At 39.5% G+C, this 14117-nt stretch carries 12 protein-coding genes and 1 other RNA gene; 8 read left to right on the forward strand and 5 right to left on the reverse strand.

Annotated features, from left to right (window positions below):
• Positions 1 to 58 precede the first annotated feature (58 nt).
• Positions 59 to 364: a DUF2853 family protein gene (locus ACFIKU_RS04435; protein ID WP_375656797.1), complete on the reverse strand. Its 306-nt coding sequence runs from the start codon at positions 362 to 364 to the stop codon at positions 59 to 61.
• 96 nt (positions 365 to 460) lie between these two features.
• On the opposite strand from ACFIKU_RS04435, the gene ssrA reads away from it, so the two are divergent.
• The 5 genes from ssrA (at position 461) to ACFIKU_RS04460 (ending at position 4458) form a co-directional block, all read left to right on the forward strand.
• Positions 461 to 817, forward strand: a transfer-messenger RNA (tmRNA) gene (ssrA, locus tag ACFIKU_RS04440).
• 182 nt (positions 818 to 999) lie between these two features.
• Positions 1000 to 1545: an SspB family protein gene (locus ACFIKU_RS04445; RefSeq protein ID WP_375656798.1), complete on the forward strand. Its 546-nt coding sequence runs from the start codon at positions 1000 to 1002 to the stop codon at positions 1543 to 1545.
• Between the two features lie 8 nt (positions 1546 to 1553).
• Positions 1554 to 1736, forward strand: coding sequence for a DUF4169 family protein (locus ACFIKU_RS04450; RefSeq protein ID WP_375656799.1), 183 nt, complete (start codon positions 1554 to 1556; stop codon positions 1734 to 1736).
• Positions 1737 to 1746: 10 nt separating this feature from the next.
• Positions 1747 to 1998: a ribbon-helix-helix domain-containing protein gene (locus tag ACFIKU_RS04455; RefSeq protein ID WP_375656800.1), complete on the forward strand. Its 252-nt coding sequence runs from the start codon at positions 1747 to 1749 to the stop codon at positions 1996 to 1998.
• 120 nt (positions 1999 to 2118) lie between these two features.
• Entirely contained in the window at positions 2119 to 4458 is a 2340-nt protein-coding gene (locus ACFIKU_RS04460; RefSeq protein ID WP_375656801.1) for an ATP-dependent helicase, read from the forward strand.
• Between the two features lie 56 nt (positions 4459 to 4514).
• On the opposite strand, the gene ACFIKU_RS04465 is transcribed toward ACFIKU_RS04460, so the two are convergent.
• Positions 4515 to 5144 (reverse strand): DapH/DapD/GlmU-related protein, encoded by a 630-nt coding sequence (locus tag ACFIKU_RS04465; protein ID WP_375656802.1) that lies wholly within the window; start codon positions 5142 to 5144, stop codon positions 4515 to 4517.
• Between the two features lie 136 nt (positions 5145 to 5280).
• On the opposite strand from ACFIKU_RS04465, the gene ACFIKU_RS04470 reads away from it, so the two are divergent.
• Genes ACFIKU_RS04470 through ACFIKU_RS04480 form a run of 3 tightly spaced genes read left to right on the forward strand, consistent with a single transcriptional unit; the run spans position 5281 to position 8608 of the window.
• Positions 5281 to 5862, forward strand: coding sequence for an SCO family protein (locus ACFIKU_RS04470; protein WP_375656803.1), 582 nt, complete (start codon positions 5281 to 5283; stop codon positions 5860 to 5862).
• Between the two features lie 27 nt (positions 5863 to 5889).
• Entirely contained in the window at positions 5890 to 6759 is an 870-nt protein-coding gene (locus ACFIKU_RS04475) for a 50S ribosomal protein L11 methyltransferase (RefSeq protein WP_375656804.1), read from the forward strand.
• A 22-nt stretch (positions 6760 to 6781) separates the two neighbouring features.
• A complete protein-coding gene (locus tag ACFIKU_RS04480) occupies positions 6782 to 8608 on the forward strand; it encodes an aminopeptidase P family protein (RefSeq protein WP_375656805.1) in 1827 nt (608 codons plus the stop codon).
• A gap of 604 nt (positions 8609 to 9212) precedes the next feature.
• On the opposite strand, the gene ligA is transcribed toward ACFIKU_RS04480, so the two are convergent.
• The 3 genes from ligA to ACFIKU_RS04495 all read right to left on the reverse strand — a co-directional run bounded on the left by ligA (position 9213) and on the right by ACFIKU_RS04495 (position 14044).
• Complete coding sequence (gene ligA / locus ACFIKU_RS04485; RefSeq protein ID WP_375656806.1) at positions 9213 to 11372, reverse strand: NAD-dependent DNA ligase LigA; 2160 nt, start codon at positions 11370 to 11372, stop codon at positions 9213 to 9215.
• 110 nt (positions 11373 to 11482) lie between these two features.
• Positions 11483 to 13144, reverse strand: coding sequence for a DNA repair protein RecN (gene recN / locus ACFIKU_RS04490; protein ID WP_375656807.1), 1662 nt, complete (start codon positions 13142 to 13144; stop codon positions 11483 to 11485).
• Positions 13145 to 13150: 6 nt separating this feature from the next.
• Positions 13151 to 14044 (reverse strand): outer membrane protein assembly factor BamD, encoded by an 894-nt coding sequence (locus ACFIKU_RS04495; RefSeq protein ID WP_375619631.1) that lies wholly within the window; start codon positions 14042 to 14044, stop codon positions 13151 to 13153.
• Between the last annotated feature and the right edge of the window lie 73 nt (positions 14045 to 14117).

Here is a 14117-nt window from a genome sequence, read left to right on the forward strand (position 1 = left end):
CAACGAAAAAGCCCAAGAAATTGGGCTTTTTTTATCATTATCACAAATTTAATATTGTTTAAATTTTATGAAGTGCATTTAATTGTTTGGCTACCAAATAATAGAAAGTCATACGACTTTTTCTGCGATCTCCAGACATCATTTCTGCAACTTTTGACACAGCCATTTTAGCGCTCTGCTCATCAGCTTCTAAAACATCTTGAACCCATTTTTCAACACGTTCTAACTCTTTTGGATCCGACGTAGCAACAAGCGCCGCATCCTGCTTTTTCATCACCAAAGCTAAACGACGGCTAAGTCGTTCTACTGCTGCTTCATCGGGATTTGAATCATATAGTTTAATATCTGCTAAATTATTTGTCATTTTGCATCATCTCCTCTCCAAAAATGAGCGGACTATACTTTACAGCCGCATCATATAACTCCATAAATAATTAGAGGATTAAAAATATTAACAACCCCCCTTTTCTAAAGACCGTTCTTCATCTATATTTAGAAGGCTGGTTTACCAGATATGGTAATAAATGGACGGTGAAATAAACCTATTGGACCCGGGGGCGGTACCCGGCGCCTCCACCAAAATATAAGAAACCAACATTATATTTTGGTGGGGGCGAAATAGGATCGACAAGGGTGTAAAGATCGCTCTTTTACTCGGCATTGTACCACCGTTATCGGGCTAAATGAGTAGTTGCAAATGACAACTATGCGGAAGCACGTCTCGCTGCTTGATGCAGTGTGAATGTTTCAAACTAAGTCTTAAACCGTCGCAGGTTTAAGCGGGGTTCGGAGGCACCTGGCAACAGAAGCCTTCACTTTTTTAAATGTTGTTGATTGATCTTTCAGACATTATCAGACATTATTTACCATAGAGTTTCGTATTTATTCGATTTATTGAGGTGCATCGTAGAAAAAACACTGTTAATTTTAAATATATTTTCTATCACACAATATCAATACGCCCCATTCTGCTACGTGAAATAAAAGGAATAAACTTCGATGGTTAAAGATCAAATCCGTTACGATATTCTCGTTCAGGATGCGCTTCGTGGAGTTATCCGTAAAGTTTTATCGGAAGTTAGCAAAGCAGGTCTTCCGGGAAATCATCATTTTTTTATAACTTTTTTGACAAATGCCCCAGACGTTAAAATTTCTTCTCGGCTAAAAAATCGCTATCCCGAGCAAATGACAATCGTCTTACAACATCAGTTTAGAGATCTCAGTGTTTCAGAAACAGCTTTCGAAGTAACCCTCTCCTTCAGGGAAATAACCGAAAAGCTCGTGATTCCTTTTACGTCCATTCAGGTCTTTTATGATCCTGTAGCAGCATTTGAAGCAGCATTTGATCTACCCTCAAATCTTACCTCTGGAGAAAGTGAAAATTCAGAAAATACTTCAACCATGCCCATTACCTTATCAAACACACAAAAAAAAGAAAATACGCTTACAAAAGAACAAAATCTCAGTACAAATAAAGAATCTTCAAATAACGATGCAAAACAAAGTGCTGATGTTGTCTCTTTAGATTCCTTCCGAAAAAAATAATTTTTCTCATGACTGAATTGATTAACCTTCGCCAATTTCGAAAACAAAAAAAACGTACAGAAAAATCTCTTTGTGCTGAGCAAAATCGTTATCGTTTTGGACGAACAAAAACTGAAAAAAATTTTGAGCAACAAAAATCTTTAAAAACGCAAAAATTTCTTGATCAAAATTGTTTACGAAATGATGAATAAAGGTAGAAAAATGCACGAAAATAATTCTATCGATTGGTCAAAAGTCATTCCACGAAAGATATCTGTTCGCGTTGATGGACACGCAACAAGCGTCTCTTTAGAACCACCATTTTTAGATATTCTAAAAGATATAGCCCGCAAAAAAGGACAATCTTTAGCCTTTATTATCACTGATATTGATAGCAAAAGACCACAACAAGTCAATCTTTCGGCTTCGTTACGCGTTTATGCCCTTCAAAGCATTCTCACTCAACGCCTTTAATGTTTGTGCTTATTTTTTACGTTCTCTTTCTGTTTATTCAACTGAAGCTGTTGTGACTTTTTTAAGAGAAGTTTTTTTGATCTAGAACTTCAATGAAAAAAAGACTACAAAAGAGATATAATGAGTAATTTTTCTGATCACAACATACCTTTCTTTGAAGATGATTCCCCTCCAGACCATGATAAGAAGAGCTCTGGTTTTTTCTCCCATACTCTAAAAGAACAAAAATCATATAACACAGACTATTTAGAACAACTCAATCCAGAACAGCAACAAGCTGTTATGAATACTGAGGGGCCTCTTTTAGTTCTTGCAGGTGCTGGTACAGGAAAAACGCGCGTTTTAACAACCCGTATTTCTCACATTTTACGCTCTGGACTTGCCTCTCCTCAGCAAATACTTGCTGTCACTTTCACCAACAAAGCAGCACGTGAAATGAAAATGCGTATTGGTGAACTTATTGGAGGAGTTGTTGAAGGTATGCCTTGGCTTGGAACTTTTCATTCCACTGGTGCTAAAATTTTACGACGTCACGCAGAACTTGTTGATTTAAAAAGAAACTTTACAATTCTCGATAGCGATGATGTTCTTCGACTTTTAAAACAGCTTATTCAAGCTGAAGGATTAGATGATAAGCGTTGGCCCGCACGAAACCTAGCCATGATGATTGATTCTTGGAAAAATCAAGGACTTTCACCAACACATATCTCAAAAAGTGATGCTCATTCCTTTGGTAACGGCATGGGACGCGAACTTTATCACAGTTATCAAAATCGATTAAAAGATCTTAATGCTTGTGATTTTGGTGACCTTCTACTTCATTCTATCTCTATCTTCCAACATAATCCAGATATTCTTCGCGAATATCATTCTCAATTTCGTTATATTCTTGTCGATGAATATCAAGATACAAATACAGCACAATATCTTTGGCTTCGCCTTTTGGCCCAACATCCTCAAGGTCAACATGTTAATCTTTGTTGTGTTGGCGATGATGATCAATCCATTTATGGATGGCGTGGTGCAAAAGTCGAAAACATATTACGTTTTGAAAAAGATTTTCCTTCTGCTAAAATTATTCGTCTAGAACGCAATTATCGCTCAACATCCCATATTCTTAAAACCGCCTCCCATCTCATTGCTCATAATGAAGAAAGACTGGGAAAAGTTCTTTTTTCTGCTCAAATAAAGAGTGAGGAAGAAAAGGTAAAAATTCATTCAGCATGGGATTCGGCAGAAGAAGCACGAGCGATCGGAGAAGAAATCGAACGCGCACAACAAGCCGGTCATGCATTAAATCATATGGCTATATTGGTACGTGCATCATTCCAAATGCGTGAATTTGAAGATCGCTTTGTAACGCTTGGTCTTAACTACCGCGTCATTGGTGGTCCTCGTTTTTATGAGCGAATGGAAATACGTGATGCCATGGCTTATTTACGCGTTGTTGTCCAACCCACTGATGATTTAGCTTTTGAGCGTGTTATTAATACGCCAAAACGCGGCATTGGCGATGCAACCCTGCGCATTCTTTATGAGAGTGCACGTGCACGTGCTGTTCCTCTCTTTTTTGCTGCCGCTGACATCATTGAAACAGATGAATTAAAGCCTAAGGCACGCAGTGCGTTACGAAGCCTTATTGAAAACTTCCGCCGCTGGCAAAATATGCTTCAAGACACTCCTCATAGAGAACTTGCCGAGATCATCCTTGATGATTCTGGTTACACAACCATGTGGTTAGAAGATCGCTCACCAGAGGCTCCTACACGACTAGAAAATCTTAAAGAAATGATCCGTTCCATGGAACAATTTGAAAATCTTCAAAGTTTTTTGGAACATGTTGCACTCGTTATGGAAACGGAAAATAATGAAAATATGGATGCAGTCAACATCATGACACTTCATTCAGCCAAAGGGCTTGAATTTGAAACAGTTTTTCTTCCAGGTTGGGAAGAAGGACTCTTTCCCCACCAGCGCTCATTAGATGAAGGTGGACGTTCAGGATTAGAAGAAGAACGGCGTCTTGCTTATGTTGGACTCACAAGAGCAAAAAAAAACCTGCATATATGGTTTGTATCTAATCGAAGAATTCATGGACTGTGGCAACCTGCTCTCCCCTCCCGTTTCCTAGATGAATTACCAGCAGAACATATAGAAGTTGCAGAAATGGAAACATCCTATGGTGGTTATGGAAAGCCTTCCTTTCAACATCATGATTTCTTTTATAATGACTATACAACACCAAGACAAAAGCGTGCACAAAAAAACAAGAATATTGAAGGAAAAGTTATCACCCAATCAATCTCTCACGCACCATCAGATTTTTCTGTCAATGATCGGATTTTTCACATAAAATTTGGTTATGGTTATATTACAGCAATAGACGATCATAAATTGACAATAATGTTTGAAAAAGCCGGAGAAAAGCGTGTACTGGATAATTTTGTAAACAAAGCTTAACTAAAGGCAAACCACGATCCGTTTTTTCAAGAGACCTTTTTGTTTTATTCTGACTATCATTTCCATTTGCGAACAAAGACTTCAATGGATAAATTTTGCATATCAGGCAATGCGTCGTGAATTTTATCAAGTGGCCAATCCCACCAAGCCATATCTAAAAGGCATTCTATGACATGATTGGGAAAACGCATCCGCAAGCGTTTAGCAGGAATCCCAACAACAATCGTATAAGGCATAACATCTTTCGTTATAACAGCGTTAGCACCAATAATTGCTCCATGTCCAACTGTCACCCCAGGCATAATAACCGCGCCATGTCCAATCCACACATCATGCCCAATGATAACACGTTTTGCACAGCGCCTTTCGCGAAAAGAACGATCAAGTGCCATATAACGAAAATATTCGTTTGGACGATAGGTTATTTTATGCGTTGAAACGCGCTCCATAGGATGCTCCAACGCATTCATCCGTACATGAGATGCAATAGAACAAAAACGCCCAATATCGCTATAAATAGCCTCACTATTACGTTCTAAATAAGAAAAATCTCCAACGGTTACATCCCGTAAAATCACCCGCTCATTAATTTCCACATAGCGCCCTAATTTACAACCATGCAGCCGTGCTGTCGTATGGATACGAGGCTCACTTTCATGGAACCGAAGATCATTCTCAATATTCATGCATCTTTCACCAATGTTTCATCAATAGATATGGAAAGACATACCAATCAAGCCAATAAAATCAACCATGAAACAAACATTGCAAAACAAACCTGCCAATGTTACAATTTCCCGATCTATCTAAGAGAGTCAAACTATGAAAAATGTAATACGCATCTTGGGGCTGACAATCATATTTCTTGCAGGTGTTTTTATTTATGATGCGCTGACAAATAAGCCTTTAGGTGATAATTTTACACTCACTGATTCTAATGGAAAAAATATTACTGAGGCTGATATTCGAAGCAAGCCTTCAATAATTTTTTTCGGCTTCACTATGTGTCCTGAAAGCTGCCCTACCACACTGATGAATCTTGATCGGTGGCTTACAGCCCTTGGATCCAATACCGATAAATTAGGTATATGGTTTGTGACTGTTGACCCCGAACGTGATACACCAGAAGTACTCCATGAATATCTCAGTAATTTTAACAATAAAATCATTGGTATCAGTGGGGATCCTGATAAAGTTCACAAAATGGTCAATTCCTTTAACATCGTTGCTGAAAAAGTCCCTGGAACAGATGGAAACTATACATATAACCATACAGCAGCAATTTTTTTACTCAAAAAAGGTGGAAAATTAGCTGGCGTTATCCGTTATGACACGAAAGAAAGCGATAGCGAATTAAAAGATGAAATCGCCATTGAACGGTTAAAAAAACTCATCTTAAACTAAAAAAAGCCGATCAAAAGAAAGAACAGCATGTCGCAACAAATTCGCCTCTATTATACTGCTTCTAAAAATGAAGCAGAACGGTTCTACACCCTTATAGAAACAGCCTTTGACGAAGAAGGTTATCCTCTTGCTCTTACAGAAATAGATGAACAAAATGCTATATATGAACTTTCACTCTATGTAGACCAAGAAAACTACGAGCATATTTCGAAACGTTTTGCCCAAATCCTTTCTATAGATTTTGATAAAATTAATATGGAAGTTTTACCCAACATTGATTGGGTACAAAAAAGCCTAGAAGAACTAAAACCTGTGCAAGCCGGTCCTTTTTTCCTTCATGGAAGTCATAACCGAAACGCCATTCCCGCAAATGTTCTCCCTATTGAAATTGAAGCTAATCAAGCTTTTGGCACCGGACATCATGGAACAACAGCCGGTTGTTTAGAAATGATTGCAAAAGTCATGAAACACGAAAATCCAAAAAATGCCCTTGATCTTGGTACTGGGAGCGGTGTACTAGCCATTGGCATCGCAATGCTCCAACCAATTACTGTGCTCGCATCCGATATTGACCCAATTGCTGTTCAAGTTGCACAACACAATATCGAATTCAATGGTGTCAAAGAATATGTTACAGCTATTACAGCGACAGGTTTTGCCCATGATGCAATTGCTTCACGTGCTCCCTTTGATCTCATCGTTGCCAATATCCTTGCTAATCCGCTTATTGAACTTGCGCAAGAAGTGGTAAAAGCACTTCAAAAAGGGGGATCACTTATACTCTCTGGAATTCTTGAAGAACAACATGCCCATGTTTTGGAGACTTATATAAAACAAGGACTGAAGCACATCGAAACATACCACCGGCAAGGATGGGTTACGATACATCTGAAATAAAATAAAAGAAAAGGACGTCGTTATGTATCAATCTTTTGAGGCGACAACAAATCCTGCTTATGCTCTAGAGCGCATTGCCTCTCTTCGTAAAGAACTAGACCGTCTTGGACTCGATGGTTTTCTTGTTCCACGGTGCGATGAACACCAAGGAGAGTATGTCCCTCCTCATGCTCAACGCCTTAGCTGGCTAACCGGCTTTACTGGATCAGCTGGGATTGCAGTGATTTTAAAAAACAAAGCCATCATATTTACAGACGGGCGATATAAGCTCCAAGTTCGCCAACAAACTGATCCTGATATTTTTGATTATGAAGATCTCATAACTTGCCCTCCCTCACAATGGCTTGAAAAAAATGGGCAAAAACTTTCTATTGGTTTTGATCCATGGCTCCACACGATTGCCGCTACAGCAACGTTAAAAAAATCTTTAGAGATAGAAGCCGGTGGAAAACTTGTAGCAGTTCAACATAATCCCATTGATCTGCTCTGGCATGACCAGCCACCATTTCCACAATCTGCCTTATCAATTCACCCTCTCAAATATGCTGGGTGCGATACAGATGAAAAACTCGCTTTGATTTACAAAGATATACAGCAAACTCATGCAAATGCCTTTATTTTTACAGACCCCTCCTCCATTGCATGGATATTCAATATACGGGGCAGTGATGTTTCCAATACACCTTTTTCCCTTTGTTTTGCTCTCATCCCACTTAACGAAACACCAGCCTTATTTATTAGCAGAAAAAAACTTGGTGTAGAACAGAAACAATATCTGAAACGTTATGCAAAATTATATGAACCAGAACAGCTTATTCCAAAGATCAAAGAGTATATTCAAAAAGGAACAGTGTTTGCCTTAGATCCACAGCTAACATGCGAAAAATTACGAACTGTTATTGAAGAAAACAATAGCTCTTTCATCACACTTACCGATCCCGCTGCTCTACCACGTGCCATTAAAAATGACACAGAACTCAATGGTGCACGCAAAGCGCATCTACGCGATGGTGTTGCCTTAACCCGTTTTTTTTCTTGGTTAGATAAACAAATACTAGGGTCAATAAGTGAAATTTCTGCTGCTCAAAAATTAGAAGAATTTCGCATAAACACAGCAAAAGAAATGGGAGAAGAACTTAAAGATCTTTCTTTTGATACAATTTCAGCAGCAGGTGCAAATGGTGCCATTATTCATTATCGTGTAACGACACAAACAAATAAACACCTCAATGCTGGTGAACTTTATCTTGTTGATTCAGGTGGACAATATCGTGATGGCACCACAGATGTGACACGTACAATAGCAATTGGAAATATTGGAGAGGAAGAAAAGCGCTGTTTTACTCTTGTTCTCAAAGGCATGATTGCTCTTTCAACCGCACAATTTCCAAAAGGAACCCGTGGACAAGACATTGATAGTCTAGCACGCATCGCCTTATGGAAAGCTGGTTTTGATTATGCTCATGGTACCGGTCATGGTGTTGGGTCTTATCTTTCTGTTCATGAAGGGCCACAAAATATTTCTCGCAAAGGATGCCAAGAACTCATCTCCGGTATGATTCTTTCAAACGAACCAGGATATTATCGCGAAGGTGCTTTTGGTATCCGTCTTGAAAATTTGATAATGGTAAAGCCAGCACAAAAAATTGATGGCGGAGATATAGAAATGCTTTCGTTTGAAACGCTTACACTTTGCCCTATTGATCAAAAACTCATTCTTCCAGAGCTTTTGACACAAGAAGAACGACAATGGCTCAATGATTACCATGCGCGCGTTTATCAGATGAATGCACCTTACTTAAATGAAGAAGATAAAAAATGGGCAAAAGAGGCAACAATGCCCCTTTAAATGAAGAAACACAAATATCTTCCAACGCTTCTTACAAAAACACCACACCCTTCTCTTTTAAAGAGAGAAATGTGTATTTACCATCAACAAACACAAAAAATGCTTCTATAAAATACTTCAAGTTTTTTACCGATACAACAAAAGCTCTTCCCAAACTGAAACAGGACGGGATACACTTGTAAAAGATAACGCTTATCAACTATCCTCCACTCCATCTTCACATGAGTTATAACCTTATTCTACTATATAGAAATTTTCATTATATTTTATAATCCTCCGCGTCATATTTCTAAAGCACCTATTATAACCAGCTTATTACGCCGTATAGATTCAAAATTTTGCATATTTATTTATAATTTTTACCTTGCTTCACAGTGACAACGTATATCTTTTACTAATAATAATCTTGTATATTCTTCATCATAATAGTTTAAGTTTAATATTTAATTTCAACGTTTTTTCAATAACTTAATAAATATCAAAGTATATGGCGCTCTATTTTTGCAAAAAACAGCCTCTATTATCCCCTTTTTGATTCCAGCCCCAAAAAGATATAAGAGAGATAATCATACAAACAGTATACGCATCTCCTAGAAAACGCACTCTAAACATTATGTTCCTCAATCAACTGTAGCCAAGCCTCTTCATCAATAACCTCAACACCTAATTCTTCAGCTTTAGCCAATTTGGAACCCGCTCCAGGTCCTGCAACAAGAAGATCTGTTTTTTTAGAAAGTGAACCAGATGTTTTGGCCCCTAATCGCTCTGCCAATGCTTTTGCTTCATTGCGTGACATATGCGCTAAAGTTCCTGTAAAAACAATTGTCTTCTCCGCTATTGGAGAAGAAGCTGTCATGATAGGCTCCTCATCAAGAGGGGTTACTTCTTCAAGTAAAACAGACAAAACCTCACGATTATGCGCTTCTTGATAAAAATCAACAATTGCGCTCCCTACCTGTGGTCCAATTCCTTCGATATTGGTAAGCTCCATCCAAGCTTCATTGCCTTTTTCATTTTCCTTATCACATGGCATAAGTGCTTCCATAGCCGCGGTCTCAAAAGCCGTATAATTTTTATAAGTACGCGCAAGACGGCGTGCATTCACCTCTCCAACATGACGAATCCCCAATGCAAACAAAAAACGGCTCAAAGGAATTTTGCGACGTGCATTAATGGCATCATACAATTTGCGAACTGAAACAGTACCAAAACCTTCTATATTTTCTAAACGTATCAAAGATTTTTCTTGGCGACGTTCTAAAGTAAAAATATCAGCTGGTGTATGAATACAAAGCGCTTCATCTTGAGCATAGAAAAAAAACTCTACCTGTTTTTTACCCAAGCCCTCAATATCAAAAGCATTGCGTGAAACAAAATGACGAATACGCTCAATCGCCTGTGCAGGACAAATAAGCCCCCCTGTACAGCGACGCACGGCTTCTCCCACTTCACGAACAGCATGACTCCCACAAGCTGGACACAAATGAGGAAAAATAAAAACAGCAGCATCTTTCGGACGTTTTTCAATAATAACATCAATAACTTGAGGGATCACATCACCAGCACGTTGTACAATCACGCTATCGCCTACACGGATATCACGTCCTTCACGAATAGGCTCTCCTTTATGACCAATTCCCTTAATATAATCCTCATTATGCAAACTAGCATTGGTCACCACCACTCCACCAACAGTAATAGGCGTAAGACGTGCAACAGGTGTCAAAGCTCCCGTGCGACCAACTTGAATGTCAATATTTTCCAAAAGCGCTATCGCTTTTTCTGCTGGAAATTTATGGGCTATCGCCCAACGCGGCGAACGAGAAACAAACCCCAAGCGCTTTTGGAGCATCAAATCATTAACCTTATAAACAATGCCATCAATATCATAGCTTAAAGAATGACGGCGTTCTTCGATATCGTGATAATAAGAAATAATTTCTTTTACTGTCTTAAAGACTTTTATTAATGGATTGATAACAAAGCCATATTCTTTTAGCTTTTTCATCATCTCCATTTGACTTTCTGCCAATATTTCACTCACCTCACCACAAGCATAAGCAAAAAATTGAAGTTTTCTGCTAGCGGTTATCCGTGAATCAAGCTGACGCAGTGAACCAGCCGCTGCATTTCGAGGATTGGCAAAGGTTAACTTGCCCTTCTCTTGTTGGCTGATATTTACTGTTTGGAAATCCTCCCGCCCCATATAAACTTCACCACGCACCTCAATGATATCAGGAAAATCACCTTGCAAAACTTGTGGAATATCAGCAATTGTTCGGGCATTTGCCGTCACATTTTCACCGACAGTTCCATCCCCACGCGTTGCCGCTCCCACGAGCCGCCCCTTTTCGTAACGCAAAGACAAAGATAAACCATCAATTTTTGGCTCCGCTGTTATTTCCAACACTTGTGTTTCTGGAAGCCGTAAAAAACGTCGAATACGCTCAACAAATTCAGTAACATCTTCAGAGCTAAATGCATTATCAAGTGAAAGCATTGGCTGTGCATGAACAGATTTTTCAAACTTTTCAGAAATTGGTGCCCCAATTTTATGTGAAGGCGAATCAACACGAATAAGCTCTGGAAAAAGAGCTTCAATTTCTGCATTACGGCGGCGCAAAGCATCATATTCTGCATCAGAAATTTCAGGCTGATCATCACGATTATAAAGCACATCATGACGTGCAATCTCTTTTGCCAACCACTCTAATTCACTTTCTGCTTCAACAGCTGTGAGATTTTTATCTGCATTTTTGTTCATAAAATCTATTCCAAATTACAAGCACTGCCCTAAGGATCTCCACGTCTCCTCATAAAGTGAATCTCAATAAATACAAGCTTTCCAGTATTTTTATCGTTGACGAATTACCTTTATGCTAGAAGCTTTTGAGCCGCTGCACGCGCTTCTTCAGTAATCTGTTCTCCTGCCAACATACGAGCAATTTCTTCTGCACGCTCATGCTCTTCCATTTTATGAATCGCAGTAACAAAGCGTCCTTTATCATGACTTTCAATTTTTGAAATAAGAAAATGTCCACGCGCTTTCGATGCAACCTGTGGAGCATGCGTAATAGCGAAAACCTGAACATGTTCTGATAAGCGTTTCAACCGTTGCCCAATAGCCGCTGCAACAGCACCCCCAACGCCTGTATCAATTTCATCAAAGATCAGCGTCGGTGCTGATCCTCGATCAGACAAAACAACTTTTAATGCCAACAAAAAACGAGACAATTCACCGCCAGAAGCCACACTAAGCATTGGTCCAGCACGTGTTCCAGGATTTGTTCGCACCCAATATTCAATACGATCACATCCCTCTGCACTCCGCTTTTCCATATCACTTTGCATTTCAACAATAAATTCAGCCCTCTCTAATTTCAGTGCTGGTAACTCAGTCATCACGCTTTCAGACAAGTTCTTTGCCACCTCTTGACGTTTTATTGACAACGCTTGCGCTAATGTATCATACTCTTTTTGTGCTTGTTTTGCCTCATCTTCAAAACGTGTCAATACAGTCTGAGCCTCTTCAAAAGCAGCGAGTTCAGCATCCATTTTATCACGTAACTGTACCAATTCATCCGCAGAAACTTGATATTTACGAGCAAAACCCCGAAGAGAAAAAAGACGCTCTTCTATCCTTTCCAATTCATCAGGTTCAAAATCTAATGCTCGTATTGCCGTCTCAATACCTTCTTGTGCTGTTGCAAGTGCATGCAATGCCTCATCAATAGATTTCACCACTGGTGCAATAAGCTCTTGTGCCTCAGGAATTTTTCGCTCCAAACGCCTCACCAAATTAGAAAGCACGGGGATTGGTGATTTTTGACCCGTTAAAAGATTATCCGCTTCTTTAATATCCGTCGCTATTTTTTCTAATTTAAGCATATCGGCACGGCGCAGAGAAAGAGCATCCTCTTCACCAACTTTAAAATCAAGCTTTTCAAGCTCTTCTACACACGCACGAAGATAATCAACCTCACGTACGGCGCTCTCTACTTTAAGACGCTGTCGTTGCAAACGTTCCTCAAATTCACGCCATGTGTGATAACACTGACGCAAATTTTCCACTTCATCGTCAAGACCACCAAAGGCATCTAATAATTGGCGATGTGTAGCAACATCAACAAGCGCACGATCATCATGTTGTCCATGGATTTCAACCAGCAAACGGCCAACACTCCGCATCAATGCAACACTAGACACCTGATCATTAATAAAAACACGGCTACGTCCATCACTTGATTGCACACGCCGTAAAATAATATCACCCTCATCATCAAGACCATTCTCACGAATAAGTTGACGTGCAGGATGTGAAACAGACACATCAAAAACAGCTGTGACCTGCCCACGGTCCGCACCATGACGCACAAGCGAAGCATCACCCCGCCCCCCTAGAGCAAGTGATAAAGCATCCAAGAGAATAGACTTCCCCGCACCTGTTTCTCCAGTTAAAACAGTCAACCCCGCCGTAAAATGAATATCGAGCGTTTCGATCAAAACAATATTATGAATCGAAAGCTGTACTAGCATAGAGAATCAACGCACCCTCTTCTTATCACCACCTAAAGCATTTGAGATCCAAGAAGATTTATGCTCGCGGGGCGATATTTTATTCTTCTGCAAGAGATTATAAGAAAATTTATACCATTCACTTTTGGGATAATTACGTCCTAAAATAGCTGCTGCCGTCTGTGCTTCCGCCGTTAAGCCGAGAGCAAGATTAACCTCTGTCAAGCGGAAAAGTGCTTCTTCAATTTGATTTGTATCAGAATACTCTTCAACCACGGTACGAAACCGTCTGCTTGCTGCAAGGTAGCGCCGCCCCTCTTCATAATAACGGCCAATCTGCATTTCTTTACCAGCCAGCTGTTCGCGCCCAAAACGAATTTTATCCTTAGCATCCTTGACATATTCAGAATTAGGATAACGCTCTATAAGGAGCTGCATAGCAGCAATAGCACGTTTCGTATCACGTTGATCACGCGTAACATCCGGAATCCGACGGAAAGAAGAAAGACCAATAATATAGTACGCATAAGCGGAGTCAGTAGACCCTGGATAAAGAGTAATATAGCGTTGAGCCATACTAATTGAATCATCATACTTTCCAAGTCGATAATTAGTAAAAGCACCCATGACCAAAGATTTACGCCCCCAGTCAGTATAAGCATACTGCTTTTCAATCTTCAGAAACTTCTTCGATGCATCGCCAAGCTTCCCACTCTCAAGGCTAGCAAGAGCCTGATTATATAAAACATCTGGTGGCTCTATTTTTAAAACATAAGCAGATGGATCAAGGGTATTTTTCTCTTTAAAGAGGCATCCCGCCAACATACAGGTGCTTCCCAAAAGCACCACCCCCAATATCTTGCGTACAATGTTAGATTTTCTATATGTCATATTTCCAATGCACACATGAGATTTTTTCATAGTTTTTCCGGCCTCCACAGAATATCACCTTGTAGCAAAAACAATTTATCAAAGCTTTTATACCATATCACTT

This window comes from Bartonella sp. CM120XJJH (genome assembly GCF_042194715.1).
GTDB lineage: Bacteria > Pseudomonadota > Alphaproteobacteria > Rhizobiales > Rhizobiaceae > Bartonella.

Excerpts from the sequence above, each read along its gene's own strand:
- ACFIKU_RS04435 (WP_375656797.1), bottom strand. The coding sequence starts at position 364 with ATGACAAATAATTTAGCAGATATTAAACTATATGATTCAAATCCCGAT.
- ACFIKU_RS04445 (WP_375656798.1), top strand. The coding sequence starts at position 1,000 with ATGGTTAAAGATCAAATCCGTTACGATATTCTCGTTCAGGATGCGCTT.
- ACFIKU_RS04450 (WP_375656799.1), top strand. The coding sequence starts at position 1,554 with ATGACTGAATTGATTAACCTTCGCCAATTTCGAAAACAAAAAAAACGT.
- ACFIKU_RS04455 (WP_375656800.1), top strand. The coding sequence starts at position 1,747 with ATGCACGAAAATAATTCTATCGATTGGTCAAAAGTCATTCCACGAAAG.
- ACFIKU_RS04460 (WP_375656801.1), top strand. The coding sequence starts at position 2,119 with ATGAGTAATTTTTCTGATCACAACATACCTTTCTTTGAAGATGATTCC.
- ACFIKU_RS04465 (WP_375656802.1), bottom strand. The coding sequence starts at position 5,144 with ATGAATATTGAGAATGATCTTCGGTTCCATGAAAGTGAGCCTCGTATC.
- ACFIKU_RS04470 (WP_375656803.1), top strand. The coding sequence starts at position 5,281 with ATGAAAAATGTAATACGCATCTTGGGGCTGACAATCATATTTCTTGCA.
- ACFIKU_RS04475 (WP_375656804.1), top strand. The coding sequence starts at position 5,890 with ATGTCGCAACAAATTCGCCTCTATTATACTGCTTCTAAAAATGAAGCA.
- ACFIKU_RS04480 (WP_375656805.1), top strand. The coding sequence starts at position 6,782 with ATGTATCAATCTTTTGAGGCGACAACAAATCCTGCTTATGCTCTAGAG.
- ligA (WP_375656806.1), bottom strand. The coding sequence starts at position 11,372 with ATGAACAAAAATGCAGATAAAAATCTCACAGCTGTTGAAGCAGAAAGT.
- recN (WP_375656807.1), bottom strand. The coding sequence starts at position 13,144 with ATGCTAGTACAGCTTTCGATTCATAATATTGTTTTGATCGAAACGCTC.
- ACFIKU_RS04495 (WP_375619631.1), bottom strand. The coding sequence starts at position 14,044 with ATGAAAAAATCTCATGTGTGCATTGGAAATATGACATATAGAAAATCT.